The organism is Ignatzschineria sp. LJL83, from assembly GCF_054871845.1.
In genome coordinates, this window is sequence record NZ_JBTXLY010000001.1 from 204302 (window position 1) to 218962 (window position 14661).

The 14661-nt window shown below is 37.6% G+C and carries 12 protein-coding genes; 7 read left to right on the forward strand and 5 right to left on the reverse strand.

Annotated features, from left to right (window positions below; all coding sequences use genetic code 11):
• Window positions 1-121: 121 nt before the first annotated feature.
• Window positions 122-1552 (forward strand): MATE family efflux transporter, encoded by a 1431-nt coding sequence (locus ACYSN2_RS00885; protein ID WP_461748365.1) that lies wholly within the window; start codon window positions 122-124, stop codon window positions 1550-1552.
• A gap of 47 nt (window positions 1553-1599) precedes the next feature.
• Here ACYSN2_RS00885 and ACYSN2_RS00890 read toward each other — a convergent pair whose 3' ends face one another.
• The gene (locus tag ACYSN2_RS00890; RefSeq protein WP_461748366.1) at window positions 1600-2763 is read right to left on the reverse strand and encodes a hypothetical protein; all 1164 of its coding nucleotides are present in this window, start codon (window positions 2761-2763) and stop codon (window positions 1600-1602) included.
• Between the two features lie 235 nt (window positions 2764-2998).
• Here ACYSN2_RS00890 and ACYSN2_RS00895 point away from each other — a divergent pair, with 235 nt between their 5' ends.
• On the forward strand, window positions 2999-3436 hold the full coding sequence (locus ACYSN2_RS00895) for a hypothetical protein (RefSeq protein WP_461748367.1): 438 nt from the start codon (window positions 2999-3001) through the stop codon (window positions 3434-3436).
• A 117-nt stretch (window positions 3437-3553) separates the two neighbouring features.
• Here ACYSN2_RS00895 and ACYSN2_RS00900 read toward each other — a convergent pair whose 3' ends face one another.
• From ACYSN2_RS00900 to modA, 4 genes are all read right to left on the reverse strand, one after another.
• Window positions 3554-4030 (reverse strand): hypothetical protein, encoded by a 477-nt coding sequence (locus ACYSN2_RS00900; RefSeq protein ID WP_461748368.1) that lies wholly within the window; start codon window positions 4028-4030, stop codon window positions 3554-3556.
• Window positions 4031-4254: 224 nt separating this feature from the next.
• Entirely contained in the window at window positions 4255-4908 is a 654-nt protein-coding gene (locus tag ACYSN2_RS00905; RefSeq protein WP_461748369.1) for a molybdenum ABC transporter ATP-binding protein, read from the reverse strand.
• The gene (modB, locus tag ACYSN2_RS00910) at window positions 4905-5600 is read right to left on the reverse strand and encodes a molybdate ABC transporter permease subunit (protein WP_461748551.1); all 696 of its coding nucleotides are present in this window, start codon (window positions 5598-5600) and stop codon (window positions 4905-4907) included. Before modB ends, ACYSN2_RS00905 begins: the two co-directional genes overlap by 4 nt.
• A gap of 402 nt (window positions 5601-6002) precedes the next feature.
• Complete coding sequence (modA, locus tag ACYSN2_RS00915) at window positions 6003-6794, reverse strand: molybdate ABC transporter substrate-binding protein (RefSeq protein WP_461748370.1); 792 nt, start codon at window positions 6792-6794, stop codon at window positions 6003-6005.
• Window positions 6795-7181: 387 nt separating this feature from the next.
• On the opposite strand from modA, the gene ACYSN2_RS00920 reads away from it, so the two are divergent.
• From ACYSN2_RS00920 to dusA, 5 genes are all read left to right on the forward strand, one after another.
• Window positions 7182-8621 carry an aminoacyl-histidine dipeptidase gene (locus tag ACYSN2_RS00920; protein WP_461748371.1) on the forward strand — a complete coding sequence of 480 codons (1440 nt, stop codon included), beginning with the start codon at window positions 7182-7184 and terminating at the stop codon, window positions 8619-8621.
• A gap of 325 nt (window positions 8622-8946) precedes the next feature.
• Window positions 8947-10122 (forward strand): MalY/PatB family protein, encoded by a 1176-nt coding sequence (locus ACYSN2_RS00925; RefSeq protein ID WP_461748372.1) that lies wholly within the window; start codon window positions 8947-8949, stop codon window positions 10120-10122.
• A gap of 271 nt (window positions 10123-10393) precedes the next feature.
• Window positions 10394-11347, forward strand: coding sequence for a sigma-70 family RNA polymerase sigma factor (locus ACYSN2_RS00930; protein ID WP_461748373.1), 954 nt, complete (start codon window positions 10394-10396; stop codon window positions 11345-11347).
• Window positions 11348-11654: 307 nt separating this feature from the next.
• Window positions 11655-13499, forward strand: coding sequence for an RNA polymerase sigma factor RpoD (gene rpoD / locus ACYSN2_RS00935; protein WP_461748374.1), 1845 nt, complete (start codon window positions 11655-11657; stop codon window positions 13497-13499).
• A 162-nt stretch (window positions 13500-13661) separates the two neighbouring features.
• Window positions 13662-14624 (forward strand): tRNA dihydrouridine(20/20a) synthase DusA, encoded by a 963-nt coding sequence (gene dusA, locus ACYSN2_RS00940; RefSeq protein WP_461748375.1) that lies wholly within the window; start codon window positions 13662-13664, stop codon window positions 14622-14624.
• The last annotated feature ends 37 nt before the right edge of the window (window positions 14625-14661 follow it).

Below are 14661 nucleotides of genomic sequence, written 5' to 3' on the forward strand. Positions count from 1 at the left end.
TAAAAGCTTCGGGAATGAAGCGTAATCCAAGGATATTTAACCAATGATATTCAACAACACAGGGAAGTTTGCGATCTTGCAGAGAATCTTGCAGTAGCATGAAGGGATTGATGAAAAAAATATGAAAAAAGTAGATCAGCTACAAGAGCTGCGAGAAGCGCCGATAAAAAGACTCCTCTGGAAATATGCATTGCCAGCAATGGTGGGAAGCACGGTGGCGGCGCTCTATAATATTCTCACACGTTATTTTATCGGTAATGCCGAATATTTAGAAGGTGATCATGCACTGAGTGCTATGGGAATTGCGCTTCCGATTATGACGATGATTGCGGCATTTGGAATGCTCGTGGGCGCAGGTGCAGGAAGCCGAATTTCTATCTATTTGGGAAATCAAGATTACGATAAGGCGGAATCCGTCATCGGCGTATCGCTTCTATTAACGCTTCTGATTACGCTTTCTGTTTCCTTTGGAATGTTGATTTTCTTAAAGCCATTGGTATATCTGCTTGGCGCTGATGCAGATACGTATGAATATACCTATCAGTTTTTACAGCTCTATTTGCCGGGCGCGATTTTTTCGAATCTCTGCTTTAGCTTTAATAATATGATGCGCGCTTCGGGATCTCCGAAAAAAGCCATGTATACCATGTTATTAACGTTGGTGGCGAATGGGATTTTGGCGCCATTTTTCATTCTCTATTTAGAATGGGGACTTCGAGGTGCGGCAATTTCTATCGTGCTTTCGATGATTATCGGCACGGTATTTGTGATGGAGCATTTCCTGAATAAAAATACCTTGTTGCGTTTTAGACCTTCTAAAATCCGTTTTAATTTTCCCATCATTGGGGCGATTTTAAGTATCGGTTTATCACCATTTTTAATGAATTTAGTGGCGGCAAGTATTATCTTTATTGCCATTTATCAAGTACGCATTTACGGTGGTTCTATTGGCGTTGCGGCGTATACTTTGGTGAATATCACGTTGATGCTTGTGGTGTTGTTGCTCTTAGGATTAACGCAAGGCATGCAACCGATTGTGGGTTATAGTTTTGGGGCAAAAGCCTATGATCGCCTGCGAGAGACGCTTCTTTATACCATTAAAGTGGGCGTTGTTATCGGCATTGTTGCGACAACGATTGGGCTATTTTTTCCGGCATGGGTGGTTTTACCGTTTAATCCATCTGAAGAATTAGCCGATGCTGCCATGCATTCTATTCGCATTGTCACGCTCTTCTTCCCATTAGTGGGCTTTCAAATTGTTGTCACGATCTTCTTCCAAAGTATCGGCAAAGTCGGGCATTCTATTTTCTTGAGTTTAAGCAGACAAATCATCTTTTTAATTCCGGCACTGTTTTGGTTACCGAAGTTCTTTGAATCTATCGGATTACAAGCCATTGATGGCGTTTGGGCATCCATCCCAACGGCGGACTTTATCTCGGCATTTACGGCATTTCTCTTTTTATGGATGCAGTTAAAAGACTTGAAAAGAATCAGAGAGCAAAATATACCGGCATCAGAGCGAATCAACGAGCCATCCGCAAAGCCTGTTTAGAACAAGGAAGGTAGATTGCAGTTGAAATGGATATCAATGTATAAGCGTTAGTAATCAATGATTACAAATTCGCCATCAATAAACGAAAAAATAGGATTAAATTTATATTCTTCTGTTTTTAAACTTATAACATTTCGGTAATTTAGAGTAATGGGGGAGTTTAATCGTGCATTGCTTACCTTATTACGATCATCCTTGTGTACTAACCTTATTTTTTTATTTTCATTGAAAGTTTCAATATAGTAATCATCAAAATTAATATTATTTAATTCCATATCCCAAGCATTAATTGTGGAGTATAGATAACTGTTTTCAAATGCATCATCAGCTTCATGATTTATTATCTGATGGGTAAGTGCTTGATCTGATTGTGTCATATAGTAAAGAAGAGCATCTTCGGAATGAACGGTGTGAAGCGCTTCTTTAAGTAATACTAAGTTTTTAGATGCTATCATTTTTCTTAAATTCTCATAAGCTTCTATTAATTTTACTCTGTATTCATGTTTATATGGAGCACCTTTATTCCAGAGATATTTAGGTGTATCTTCTATATAAAAAATTCTAGTATAAAGTATATCTTTTGCATTAGGTTGATCTGAGATAATACTTTCATCTAATGTTTCGATAAGTAGTACATCTTCCCGAGCATCTCGATTATCAAGTTCTGAATAGAGTGGATAGATAGCATTAGAGTTTTTAGAAGTTCTTGAAGCTTCCTCCGCATTTAAATAAGCATACTTATGTTTTGCATGAGCTTCATTAGAAAAGAGGCTTAGTTGTGAAATTACCGGTCCCAAAAGTGCATATTCTGGATATATTGAACTCTGTATTTCATACTCACAACTCCTGACTTTATTGTCATCTTCATTAGTATAATCAGGGTTTAAAACACGTATACTGACTTCATTTTTACCATTTTGAATATAAGCATCTATAGAAGTAGCGGTGCTGCTTATAATCTGATCATCTTCTTTAGAGTTATACACTAAAATATTATTTATATAATAGAGGCAATGATTCGAGTTTATACTAAGACCTAGGGCATAATAACGATAAGTCTTGTCATCATTGTTTTTGGCTATTAGAGCTGCTATCTCTTTCTTGTAGGGAGGAAGAGGTGCGTCGTTGAAGGTCGATGTTGATAACCAATAAATAAATCCGTTAACTGCAATAAAAATTAATAAAAGAAATATAGATCGTCTTTTTGTCATATTGTGTCTTTGTTTAATATTTATGAATGCTTTAAGTGATAAATAGGCTAATGAAGTTTAGATTTATAACATTTGTGTGGTCTTAATTATTATTATATTTCAATAGGATGTATATCATGATTATGTTTTGAATTGTACCTAATACATAAACGACCTCAAAATAGATTGGTTATAAGTAAGACTATAAAAGATATTTTTATAGATTTTAGTTTAGATGGAATATTAAGGAAGCAGTATGAAACAGCAAGAAAAAAAACTAGCGAAAAATGCTAAGACTTCTGAATCAACCGGCGAAGCGATGAATAAAGATTTCAAAAAAATGAGCTATTCTCGAATGCTATTTAGCGGATTAGGGAACTTAGTTCTGCTCGTGATCTGCTTCTATATTCACTGGAGTTTGGGTGCATTATTTTTGGTGTTTTGGCTTTTTGTATTGCCATATTTAGATCTGCGTAGATTACGAAAATATGAAGCAGAGAATCCGCCCAATCTTCCTGAAAGCACGGATTTTGATGATTCTGATTTATTTTATGATAAACATGATTCTAAGGAAGAGAAGAAAGATAATTGGAAATCATGGAACGATTGGGATGATTGGAAAGATGATGATTCCAAAGAGAATCCCGATCAGAATCATTCTGAATCTTTGAAAGAACCGAAAGATTCAAAATAGAGAAATTCAACTGCGGGCGAGGGATGATTAAAAGCATGCAAACAATCTCTCCCGCCGTAAATCAGTCTTTGTTGTTTGTTGAAAAATAAGATTGATAAACAAGCTAGAAAACAGTGATTACTCTTCGTATTCCTCATCTTCCATGGCTTCAATTTCATCGAGTTCTGCAATCGCTCGAAGCTGTGCTTCTGACAAAACCACCTCGGATTCATCGAAGTTTTCTTCATTCTCACTATCATCAATATAGCTGTAACATGCTACAAATCCCTCCTCAAAAGCAGGATTGATCAGTTTTTCAGCCACACGATCTGAAAGAATGAGATCTTCCGGTGTTAACTCCTCAAAAGAGAGCTGTCCACTTAAGCCTTGAATGATAAAAGTTTCTTCCTCATCCGTAAACTGCACGTTTTCTAAGTTGGTTTCGTATACATCGGCAACGCAACTACAATAATCATCATTGGCAAAAAATTCCTGCGTACAAAATTCATAATTCGCATCGGCAACTCTTGAAGCTTGGCTTGCAAAAAGTGTGGTCGGAATAAATGCGAAAGAAATAGAAGAGACAAGTGCGATTGTACGAAGTTTGGAAAACATAGGTATCCTTAAATGATGAGAGATGAATAATATATTGCGTAAAGTATTTCCTTGAAAGATCAGTGCTGAATTAGTGTAGAGGGAAAGTTTCCGTTTCGCAATCGTTCCCCGAGGATTATCTTTTATACAGGTTTTACGGCAATGATCGATTTGTTTTATAGAGTTTGAGTTTGTGAATAGTGAATTTCCACATTAAATTTATACATCAAATTTATGTACCAGATTTATACGCCAATTTGATCTATCGCTTTCAGTGAAATATCGCCTTTATTCACGGCAATAAATTCTTGAGAGAGCCGTTTTGCTTCTTGGATATTATGCGTGACGTAGAGAATGGGAATATTAAACTGCTCCGGAATCGCTTCCAAGTAGCTGAGGATTTCCTCTTTGCGATTTTGATCTAATGCCGAGAGTGGTTCATCCATGAGGAGGATATAAGGCGAACTTAAGAGCGCTCTACCAATGGCAATACGCTGTTTTTCACCGCCGGAGAGATAAGCGATGCGTTTTTTTAACAGCGGTTCAATGCCGAGAAGTTTAATAATGTCGTTAAAGAGGGGCGGATTTTTCTCTTTTGCGCCGTAAAGGAGATTTTTCTCCACGGAATAATGAGGGAAAAGGGTCGGATCTTGAAAGACGTAGCCAATGCCACGTTGATGAATCGGTAATGCAATTTTTTGGGAAGTATCAAGGATCGTTTTATCGTTAATGGTAATGAGCCCTTTTTTCGGGGAAAGCTTGCCGGAGATAAAATTTAACAGCGTCGTTTTGCCGGCGCCGGAAGGCCCAAAAATGGAGATCACGCCTTGAGAAGGAATCTCTAATTGTGCGTTAAATGTGTAATCTTGAAATGGATGCTGAACATCAATATGAATCATGATGATAATCCTAAGCGTTTTTTATGAGCGCGCTGCAATACTTCTGATAAAAAGAGCGAAATAAAGGAGATGGCGATGGCAATGATGCATAAGCGCATGGTTGCAGCTTCTTGGTTTGGGATTTGAATCAGCGTGTACATGGCAAGTGGCAGAGTGCGCGTTTCGCCGGGAATATTGGAAACGAACGTAATGGTTGCGCCAAATTCCCCTAAAGAGCGGGCAAAGGCAAGGACAACGCCGGCAATAATGCCGGGAATCGCAAGCGGTAATGTGATTGTGAAGAACATTCGAATTTTAGAAGCGCCTAAACTGCGTGCGGCAAACTCGAGATTATGATCAATAGATTCAAAACTGATGCGAATCGCTCTGACTAACAGCGGAAAGGAAACCACGGCAGAAGCGAGCGCTGCACCTTTCCAATTGAAGCTGAAAGAGAGTCCGAAGACTTGATCGAGCCATTTGCCAACGTAGCCATTTCGTCCCATTGTGATGAGTAGGAGATAGCCAATCACGACCGGCGGTAATACAAGCGGTAAATTAATCACGCTATCGAGAATGGTTTTTCCTCTAAAATTTTTGCGTGCTAAAACCCAAGCAATCCAAATGCCGAAAGGTAAGCTCGCAATCACGGCAACGCTTCCGATTTTAAGGCTTAAGAGAATGATGGACCATTCATATTCGGTTAAAAACATCATTGATATCCTAATATTTCAGGGCTTTTTTATGGAAAAGAGAAACTAATATGGAGATTGATATGAGTAACTATTCATAAATATTTATGAATAATTAATAATTTATAAATAAAGTATAGATGAAAACAGAAATGAGTATGAGGATAAATAGAAACTGTTGCGTGGGTAATGATTTTAGAACATCGTTTTCTGAGATTTTTCAGAAATAGCTTACTCAACTCATCTTGATTGAATGAGCTAAAAAGAATGCGTTAAAAGGAGTGAGCTCCAAGATCTTGGAATCAGATTTTGGCATTAGAATCTTAAAAAGGATCACTCTTAAAACTGAGAGGCTAAATCTTAGAATTCAATGATATTCGGCAGGTTTCCTCAGTCTTAAGAGATATGATCGAGATATCTAGTCTATTGAGTTAGAGGAGTTTTTGCCGGTACTGCAAACCCATATTTTTTAAAGACTTGTGCGGCATCTTCACTTAATAAGTATTCATAAAAACCATTCACAGCTTTTGAATCTTCTTGATTTGTAATCGCAATGGGATATTCAATCGGTTCATGCAGATCATCAGGGAATATTGTGATTGTTTTTACTTTTTGGCTAATGCTGGCATCAGATGAGTAAACCACGCCTAAATCGGCTTCTTTCACTTCTACAAGAAGAAGTGCTGCACGAACGTTTTGTGCCGGTGCTACTTTTGGCTGAACGGTATTCCAAACACCGAGTTTTTCAAAAGATTCCTTCGCATATAATCCTGCCGGCACATGATCAGGATCGCCAAGCGCAATATAGGTGTTTTGAAGCGTATCTTTCCAAAAATCATTAGATGCAAAATCTACTTGGTAATCGTTAGGATTGTCGTTAAATGTTACCAATGCGAGTTCATTTTTAACGATATTGGTTCTGGTATCGTTTTCAATCAGATTTTTCTCTTCGAGATAATTCATCCAACTTTGATTCGCTGAGATAAAGATATCAGCCGGCGCACCTTGTTCGATTTGGCGAGCGAGATTAGAAGAAGAATCATATAGTGCCGTAATATTATCGCTATTGCCGGCAGTAGCGTATTGCGCTTTGATCTCATCTACGGCATTTTGCAAAGACGCTGCGGCAAAAACAGAGATATTTTCTGCATGCGCCAAGATGCCAAGATTGAGTATTAAAAGGGAGAATAGGGAAGCTTTTTTAAGATGATTCATGAATGTCCTTTATCGCTTTTTTGATCATTTTAATGAATGATGTACGAGAATTTTTTAGGAGTTTTTAGGAGTATTTAAGTAGAAATTATTGTGTATCAATAGTGTAAAGGAGCATTTATCAAGATGACATTGGCCAATAGAACTATATGTTTTAGAAAAAGCGCAGAAAACGAGCAAAAAATGACATTTCAATAACGATTAGAAGGATGAATGAGAAAGTCTTTGTGATCAAATACCTCTTTAAAACACTTTTTAGAATATATATCAGATTCGATGACTGCCCGATTTTTATAAAAAACATTGGAAAAATCGAGGCTCACTTATAAGATAGAAGTTATTAGTGATTTAGCAATACATGGAACAGTAAACTTGAAGGAAAGAGAGATTATGATTAAACAGCATGAACCAACATTACTTTGGGAACATTTTGCCAAAATGAGTGAAATCCCGAGAGCTTCTAAGAAAGAGGAAGCGATTCGCAAGTTTTATCGTGATTATGCAACTTCAAAAGGCTTTGAGTTTAAAGAAGATGAGATCGGGAATATCGTGATCAAAAAGCCGGCAACGAAAGGCTATGAAAATTCTCCGAAAATCATTCTTCAAGGGCATATCGATATGGTTTGCCAGAAGCGTGATTCAAGCGATCATGATTTTGATAACGATCCACTAACATTACAGATTAAAGATGAATGGCTTCATGCAACGGATACGACTTTAGGCGCAGATAACGGCATTGGCGTTGCAGCATCTATTGCTATTTTAGAAGATGAAACGGCAGAACATGGTCCGCTTGAAATTCTTTTGACTGTCGATGAAGAGCAAGGAATGGGCGGTGTTCACAATATCCAAGATAACTGGTTGGAAGGAGAATATCTTCTAAACTTGGATAGTGAAAAAGAGGGCGTTTGTACAGTAGGTTGTGCCGGCGGTGCGGATCTATTTATTACGAAAGATCTGCATTTTGATCAAGAAACTCGCGGCATTTTTTATGAAGTTGCCATTGAAGGCTTGAAAGGTGGGCATTCTGGAATTGATGTCCATAAAGAGCAAGGAAATGCGAATCAGCTTCTTGCAGAAGTTTTAGCGAATTATGCGCATAGCTCAGCGCTTCGTTTAGCAAGCTTTAAAGGTGGCACACTACGTAACGCCATTCCTCGTTCAGCAAAAGCCATTGTTGCGATACATGAAACCTATAAAGCTGAATTTGAAGCGCATTTAATCGCTTCCGGCAAAGCATTAAAGGAACGTTTTAAAAATGCGGATGATGATGTCGCGGTATTCTTTAAACTTGCGCATTCTCATGCAACATTAGATGCCGAAAATTCTCAGCAATGTTTGAATTTATTACTGCTTCTTCCTTGTGGTGTGATCCGTAAATCCGTGGATCTTCCGATTGTGGAAACGAGCTGTAACTTAGGTGTTGTAGAAATTAGTGAAAAACACCAATTACGTATTGAATTATTGGCGCGTTCAGTGACAAATAACGGCTTGGATATTATTCGTACAAGAGCAAAAGCGCTTGCCATTATGAGCGGTGCATTTGTGGAGGAGTCGAATGGTTATCCGGCATGGCAACCAAATCTTGAATCAATTCCTTACAAAAAATTACTAGAAGCACATCAAGAGCAAACTGGCGAAGAGATGCATGTTTCTGTGATTCACGCGGGGCTTGAAACAGGGCTTTTAGGAGAAAAATATCCACATTTACAAATGGTCAGTTTTGGTCCCACCATTAAAGGCGCACATTCTCCAGATGAGAGAGTTCACATTCCAAGCGTTGCGAGATTCTATGATTTGTTAAAATCATTGTTAAAAAAATTGAAGTGATATGTAAAGTAGGTTATTAATATAGATCCGCTGAATGGCTCATTGATGGGATATTTAGCGGATATTTCTCTAGCATCATCCTTTAATAGAATGGAAAATGTGAAGCTAGAAAAATATTAGTTGAAACAAAACAATAAAAATATGGAAATGCCGAGATATCAGTATTGAATGACAAGTATCGATCGGTAAATAGATAAAACTTAGCGAAGTGATCCAGTTACAGGTTTATAAAATGTGATTGATAGAATCAATTTATAGAGTCGTAATGATGATTAAAACTTCCTAAATTTTGAATGACTTTAAGCTAAAGCGTTGAGAGGAAATAATGAACCAGCCGAAGAAGATTTATGATTTTGATGAAATAATCAATCGCCGTAATAACAATTCAGATAAATGGACCGCTTACGGCAAAGATGTTTTGCCAATGTGGATTGCGGATATGGATTTTCAGGTTGCTGATGAGATTATTGAAGGTTTAACGGCAATGTCTCAGAAAGGTATTTATGGTTATGGAAAAGCACGACCAGAGCGCCTATTAGAAGCCATTATTTACCGTTTACAACGATTATATGGTTGGACGATTAGCAAAGAGAGCATCGTACCGCTTCCAAGTCTTGTCACCGGATTTAACGTTGCCGCAAACCTTGCATTAAGACGCAATAATAATGCGAACTATCTTTTCCATTCGCCGGCATATCCACCATTTTTCTCCATTGAAGCGCAAGTTGGCGCAAAGGGAATTGCCATTCCTTTGAAAGAGAGCGTGGATGGCAATATTATTCGTTACGATATCGATTTTGATGCGATGGAAGCAATGGTTACGGAAGATTCAGAAATCTTTATGCTCTGTAATCCTCAAAATCCATCAGGCAGAATTTTCACAAAAGAAGAACTATTAGCCATTGAGAAATTTGCTCTAAAGCATAATTTAATTGTGTTATCCGATGAAATTCATGCAGAGCTCAATTGGGATGGGGAACATATTCCTTATGCAATGCTCTCTGAGAAAGCGAAAAATCACACCATTACCCTTATTTCTGCGAGTAAAACCTTTAACTTACCAGGATTGAGTGGCGGTTTTGCCATTATTGAAAATCCAGAGCTTCGCCGGGAATATGAGAAAGCGATGTTAGGCTTTATTCCGCGCATGAATATTTATGCGATTAAAGGCGCTGAGCTTGCTTATGATTACGGCGATGAATGGTTGTCGCAGTTAAAACCTTATTTGATCGCAAATAGAGATTATATTGTGTCAGAGCTTTCAAAAATCGAAGGCTTAAAACTCGTAAATCCGGAAGCGACATTTCTATTATGGCTTGATTTTGGCGATACAGCGCTCGGTAAAAATGCACATAAAGCACTATTAGATGCCGGACTTGCACTCAATGATGGTGCAACTTTCGGGGTTGAAGGCAATTATGTGCGCTTAAACTTTGGTACGCCGAGAGTATATTTAGAAAAAGCTGTGAAGTTAATTAATGCGGCCTTAGAGCAAAAATAGATATTACAGAATATGGATTGTTTGATGCGCCTTTATTAACACTGCTTTAATGCTTTTTTGATAAACAATATAATGTGTAAACTGTTGTTAAAGATAAGTCTTTGCGTTGAATAAATGCAAAGACTTTTATTTTGCTTTATTTTTCTTATCTTATTGTTTTTAAAGGTAAAAATGCTATAAATCAACGCTGTATGCATAAAGGTATCCTATAGTTATTTATTAATTATTTAAGTAATTAAACAAGGAGGTTGTTAACGTTAGGAGATTCTTTATGAGAGATCAAAAATTAGCAATCCCTTCTAAAAAAGAAGGATTACATCAGACGAACAATAGAGTGAGTGAATTTCATGAAATATTGAAAAATAGTAAAAATATTTCTGTTTTTCAGGAAAATATTCTTTATCAGTATTATGCTGAAGTTGGGAAATATCCTCTATTAACAGCTGAAGAAGAATCTCAGTATGGAATTGCAGCGCAAGCAGGGGATGTCAGAGCGCATCAAAAACTATTAAAAGGTAATCTTAGATTAGTGATTATGTTAGCGCAGCGTTATAAAAACCAAGGGGTTGAACTACATGATCTTATATCCGAGGGGAATCTTGGAGTGATGCATGCCATTGGGAAATTTAAACCTGAAAAAGGATATCGATTTTCAACGTATGCTGTTTGGTGGATTCGGCACTATTTTTCTAATGCAATTATGAATAGTGGTCGTACAGTGAGGGTGCCGATTCATATTAATAAAGCTATTGCGAGAATGCTCTCTTGTATGAAAGAGCTGTCACAAAAATTAAATAGAGAAGCGACTATTAGCGAAATCGCTGAGGAAACCAATCAGAGTATCTATGAAGTGATGGATCTATTGGCGCATCATGAGTCTATGCTGTCGCTTGATGCCACCATTTCTGGGAATGATAGTTCGGGGAATGATTTTCATCATATTATTCCTGATGAAAACTCTTTTGATACAGAAAAGGAATTGGTAGAATCAGAAACATTTTCAATCTTAGAAGATGCTTTAGCTGCCCTTGAAGTACAAACTCGAAGAGTCATTGAGTATCGATTTGGAATAAATGGTAGAACAGTAAAAACTTTGGAAAAAACAGGAGAATTATTAGGTCTGACTCGTGATCAAGTTCGTTATGCACAGATGAAAGGCATTGAATCCTTAAGAGTAAGCTTTGATGAGCAGGGCGTTTTGTGGGAGGATATTTTGGATTGGTAATATTTGTGTGAATTTGGTGGGATTTTTGATTGATCATTATTTTAATTCTAATTTGAAAACTATATTCATTGTTTTTGCTTGTTTTTTATAAAAATGACCATACCTTAGAGAAAGTAGTTTATAAGAAGAAAGTATAATTTAATCAAAGTACGTAAATTAGTGCAGAGTCTATTTCTTTATAGATTCTGAGGGTTGTTGCATTTGTTTTTCTAGGTATCGGAAATGTGTATAGCATGTTATAATACCGAGCTTGAAATAAAAGCAACGATAGTCGTGTACTTATTAATTGAGGGTATCATTCTAAGTTATGAGCAATCAGTCAGATCAAAAAAAGCAAGATCAGCTTAAAAAAGAACAAATCAAAAAGCTTATCGCTTATGGTAAAGAGCAGGGATACCTTACCTTTTCTGAGGTAAATGACCATCTCCCAAAAGGAATGGTAGATCCCAGCCAAATTGAAAATATCATCGCAATGATCGAAGATATGGGGATTTCTGTGCATGAAGAAGCCCCAGATGAAGACACATTAATGTTAAGTGAGTCTTTAGATACTGATGATGCTGTGGAAGAAGCTGCTGAAGTACTTGCGAATATCGATGATGAAGAGATTGGACGAACAACGGATCCTGTGCGTATGTATATGCGTGAAATGGGAACGGTTGATCTATTAACTCGTGAAGAAGAGAAGCAAATTGCCATTCGTATTGAAGAAGGACTTCATTCTTCTTTGAATTCTCTTGCGCTCTATATTCCGGCGACATATCACTTAATCGATTCATATCACGCAACGATTAAAGAAGAAGGTCGATTGACGGATATTGCGCTTGGTTTTATCGATCCTAATTTATACTTGGAACCAGAAGCAACTACAGAAGCTGTGGAAGGCGAAGAGGAAGAAGCAGAAGTTGAAGTAGATGATAGCGTAAATGGACCAGATCCTGAGTTATTAGCTGCGAAAATTACAGAATTACAAGCAATTGTGGATAAGCTGAATGCTCTTAAAGAGAAAGAAGGCGCAACGAGTAAGTCTGATAAAGTTAAGGAAGTTCGTGCATTACTTCGTGAAAAATTTATGGAGTTTCAACTTGCACCAAAACTTCAAGCTGAAATGTATGTAAAACTTCGTGAAACAATCGATAGAATTCGCCCATTAGAGCGAAAAATCATGCATGTGTGTGTTGCGAAAGCAAAAATGCCACGTACAGAATTTTTAAAAGTTTTCCCACGTAACGAAGCAAATAGAGCGGTATTTAAAGATGATGTCTTTAATCGTGATGCTAAATATGTTGCGGCTTTAAAAGAATTTGATAAGCATATTTATGAATATCAAGATCGTCTTGCGAAGATCGAAGGGGAAACAGATTTAACGATTTATGAAATTAAAGAGATCAATCGTCAAATCTCTATTGGTGAAGCACAAGCTCGCCGTGCAAAAAGAGAGATGATTGAAGCAAACTTACGTTTAGTAATTTCTATCGCTAAAAAATATACAAACCGTGGACTTCAGTTCTTAGATTTAATCCAAGAAGGAAACATTGGATTAATGAAAGCGGTTGATAAATTTGAATATCGCCGTGGTTACAAGTTCTCAACCTATGCAACTTGGTGGATTCGTCAGGCAATTACCCGTTCGATTGCTGACCAAGCACGTACGATTCGTATTCCTGTACATATGATTGAAACTATCAATAAGCTCAATCGTATTTCTCGTCAGCTTCTTCAAGAATTTGGTCGTGAAGCAACGCCGGAAGAAATTGCAGAAGCAATGGGCGAAACGGAAGAGCGTGTACGTCGAGTATTGAAAATTGCGCGTGAACCAGTATCGATGGAAACGCCGGTGGGTGACGATGAAGATTCAAGCTTAGGAGATTTCATCGAAGACGTTTATGCGGTTTCACCGATGGAATCCGCAACAGATGAAGGCTTGAATGAAGCAACGCGTGATGTCCTTGATACGTTAACAGCAAGAGAAGCGAAAGTGCTTCGTATGCGTTTTGGTATTGATATGAATACAGACCATACACTAGAAGAAGTGGGTAAACAATTTGATGTAACACGTGAGCGTATTCGTCAGATTGAAGCGAAAGCACTTCGTAAGTTGCGTCATCCAAATCGTTCAGAAAGCCTTAAGAGCTTCCTAGATGTGGATTAATAAATAATATGTATTAATAAAGATCCTCGGGCTATTGTGATAGCTCGGGGATTTTTTGTTTTAAATTTGTTTTGAATTCTGATTTTGAATATTTATTTTGTATGTTTATTTTGAATATTCAATAAAATTTAGAAACCTTATATTGAGTACGAGATTGAAGAGATGAGTATTGAGAAATTTTCAGTAGCGCCGATGTTGGATTGGACCGATCGTCATTGTCGATATTTTTATCGAGTGATGAGTAAGCATGCATTGCTATATAGTGAAATGGTAACAACAGGTGCCATTCTGTACGGCGATCAGGATCGTCATCTCTATTTTGAAGAGAAAGGTCCCGTTGCTCTGCAATTAGGCGGATCCAATCCTGAGGATTTAGCAAAATCCGCAAAAATTGGGGAATCTTACGGATATAGTGAGATTAATCTCAATTGCGGATGTCCCTCTGATCGTGTGCAAAAAGGTCGATTTGGCGCATGTTTGATGGAAGAGCCAGAACTTGTGGCGGATTGCTATCAAGCCATGAGCGAAGCCACTTCTTTGCCGGTAACGATTAAGACAAGAATCGGTATTGATGAAGAAGAGAGTTATGAGTTTTTAGCAAAATTTATCGATGCGGTTTCGGCAAGAGGCTGTGAGCATTTTACATTGCATGCTCGTAAAGCCTGGTTGTCAGGTTTGTCGCCGAAAGAAAATAGAGATATACCACCGCTAAATTATGAACGAGTTTTTGAGATTAAAGAAAACTATCCGCATTTACAAATAGGCATTAATGGTGGCGTTCAGAGTATTAGTGAAGCATCTACGCTTTTAGAAAAACTCGATAGCGTGATGATTGGGCGTTCTATCTATCATCAGCCGTATCAAATGGCGGAAGTGGATAATGTACTTTTTGGTGACAATAAAGAACCTCTTTCCCGTTTAGAGGTTTTAATGGCGATGGAGAGTTATATCACGAAGCATATTCATCAAGGTGGGAAGCTCAATCATGTGGCAAGGCATATGTTGGGACTGTTTCATGATATGCCAAAAAGCCGATTATGGCGCCGTTATTTAAGTGAAAATATGCATCAAGAAGGAGCTGATTTTAAAGTGCTTTTAGAGGCCTATCAGCGAATAGCTGCGTAAGTATTTAAAATCTGAAAGACAAAAGATGGATGATTAA

Coding starts and splice junctions, on each gene's coding strand:
- ACYSN2_RS00885 (WP_461748365.1), top strand. CDS start 122: ATGAAAAAAGTAGATCAGCTACAAGAGCTGCGAGAAGCGCCGATAAAA.
- ACYSN2_RS00890 (WP_461748366.1), bottom strand. CDS start 2,763: ATGACAAAAAGACGATCTATATTTCTTTTATTAATTTTTATTGCAGTT.
- ACYSN2_RS00895 (WP_461748367.1), top strand. CDS start 2,999: ATGAAACAGCAAGAAAAAAAACTAGCGAAAAATGCTAAGACTTCTGAA.
- ACYSN2_RS00900 (WP_461748368.1), bottom strand. CDS start 4,030: ATGTTTTCCAAACTTCGTACAATCGCACTTGTCTCTTCTATTTCTTTC.
- ACYSN2_RS00905 (WP_461748369.1), bottom strand. CDS start 4,908: ATGATTCATATTGATGTTCAGCATCCATTTCAAGATTACACATTTAAC.
- modB (WP_461748551.1), bottom strand. CDS start 5,600: ATGTTTTTAACCGAATATGAATGGTCCATCATTCTCTTAAGCCTTAAA.
- modA (WP_461748370.1), bottom strand. CDS start 6,794: ATGAATCATCTTAAAAAAGCTTCCCTATTCTCCCTTTTAATACTCAAT.
- ACYSN2_RS00920 (WP_461748371.1), top strand. CDS start 7,182: ATGATTAAACAGCATGAACCAACATTACTTTGGGAACATTTTGCCAAA.
- ACYSN2_RS00925 (WP_461748372.1), top strand. CDS start 8,947: ATGAACCAGCCGAAGAAGATTTATGATTTTGATGAAATAATCAATCGC.
- ACYSN2_RS00930 (WP_461748373.1), top strand. CDS start 10,394: ATGAGAGATCAAAAATTAGCAATCCCTTCTAAAAAAGAAGGATTACAT.
- rpoD (WP_461748374.1), top strand. CDS start 11,655: ATGAGCAATCAGTCAGATCAAAAAAAGCAAGATCAGCTTAAAAAAGAA.
- dusA (WP_461748375.1), top strand. CDS start 13,662: ATGAGTATTGAGAAATTTTCAGTAGCGCCGATGTTGGATTGGACCGAT.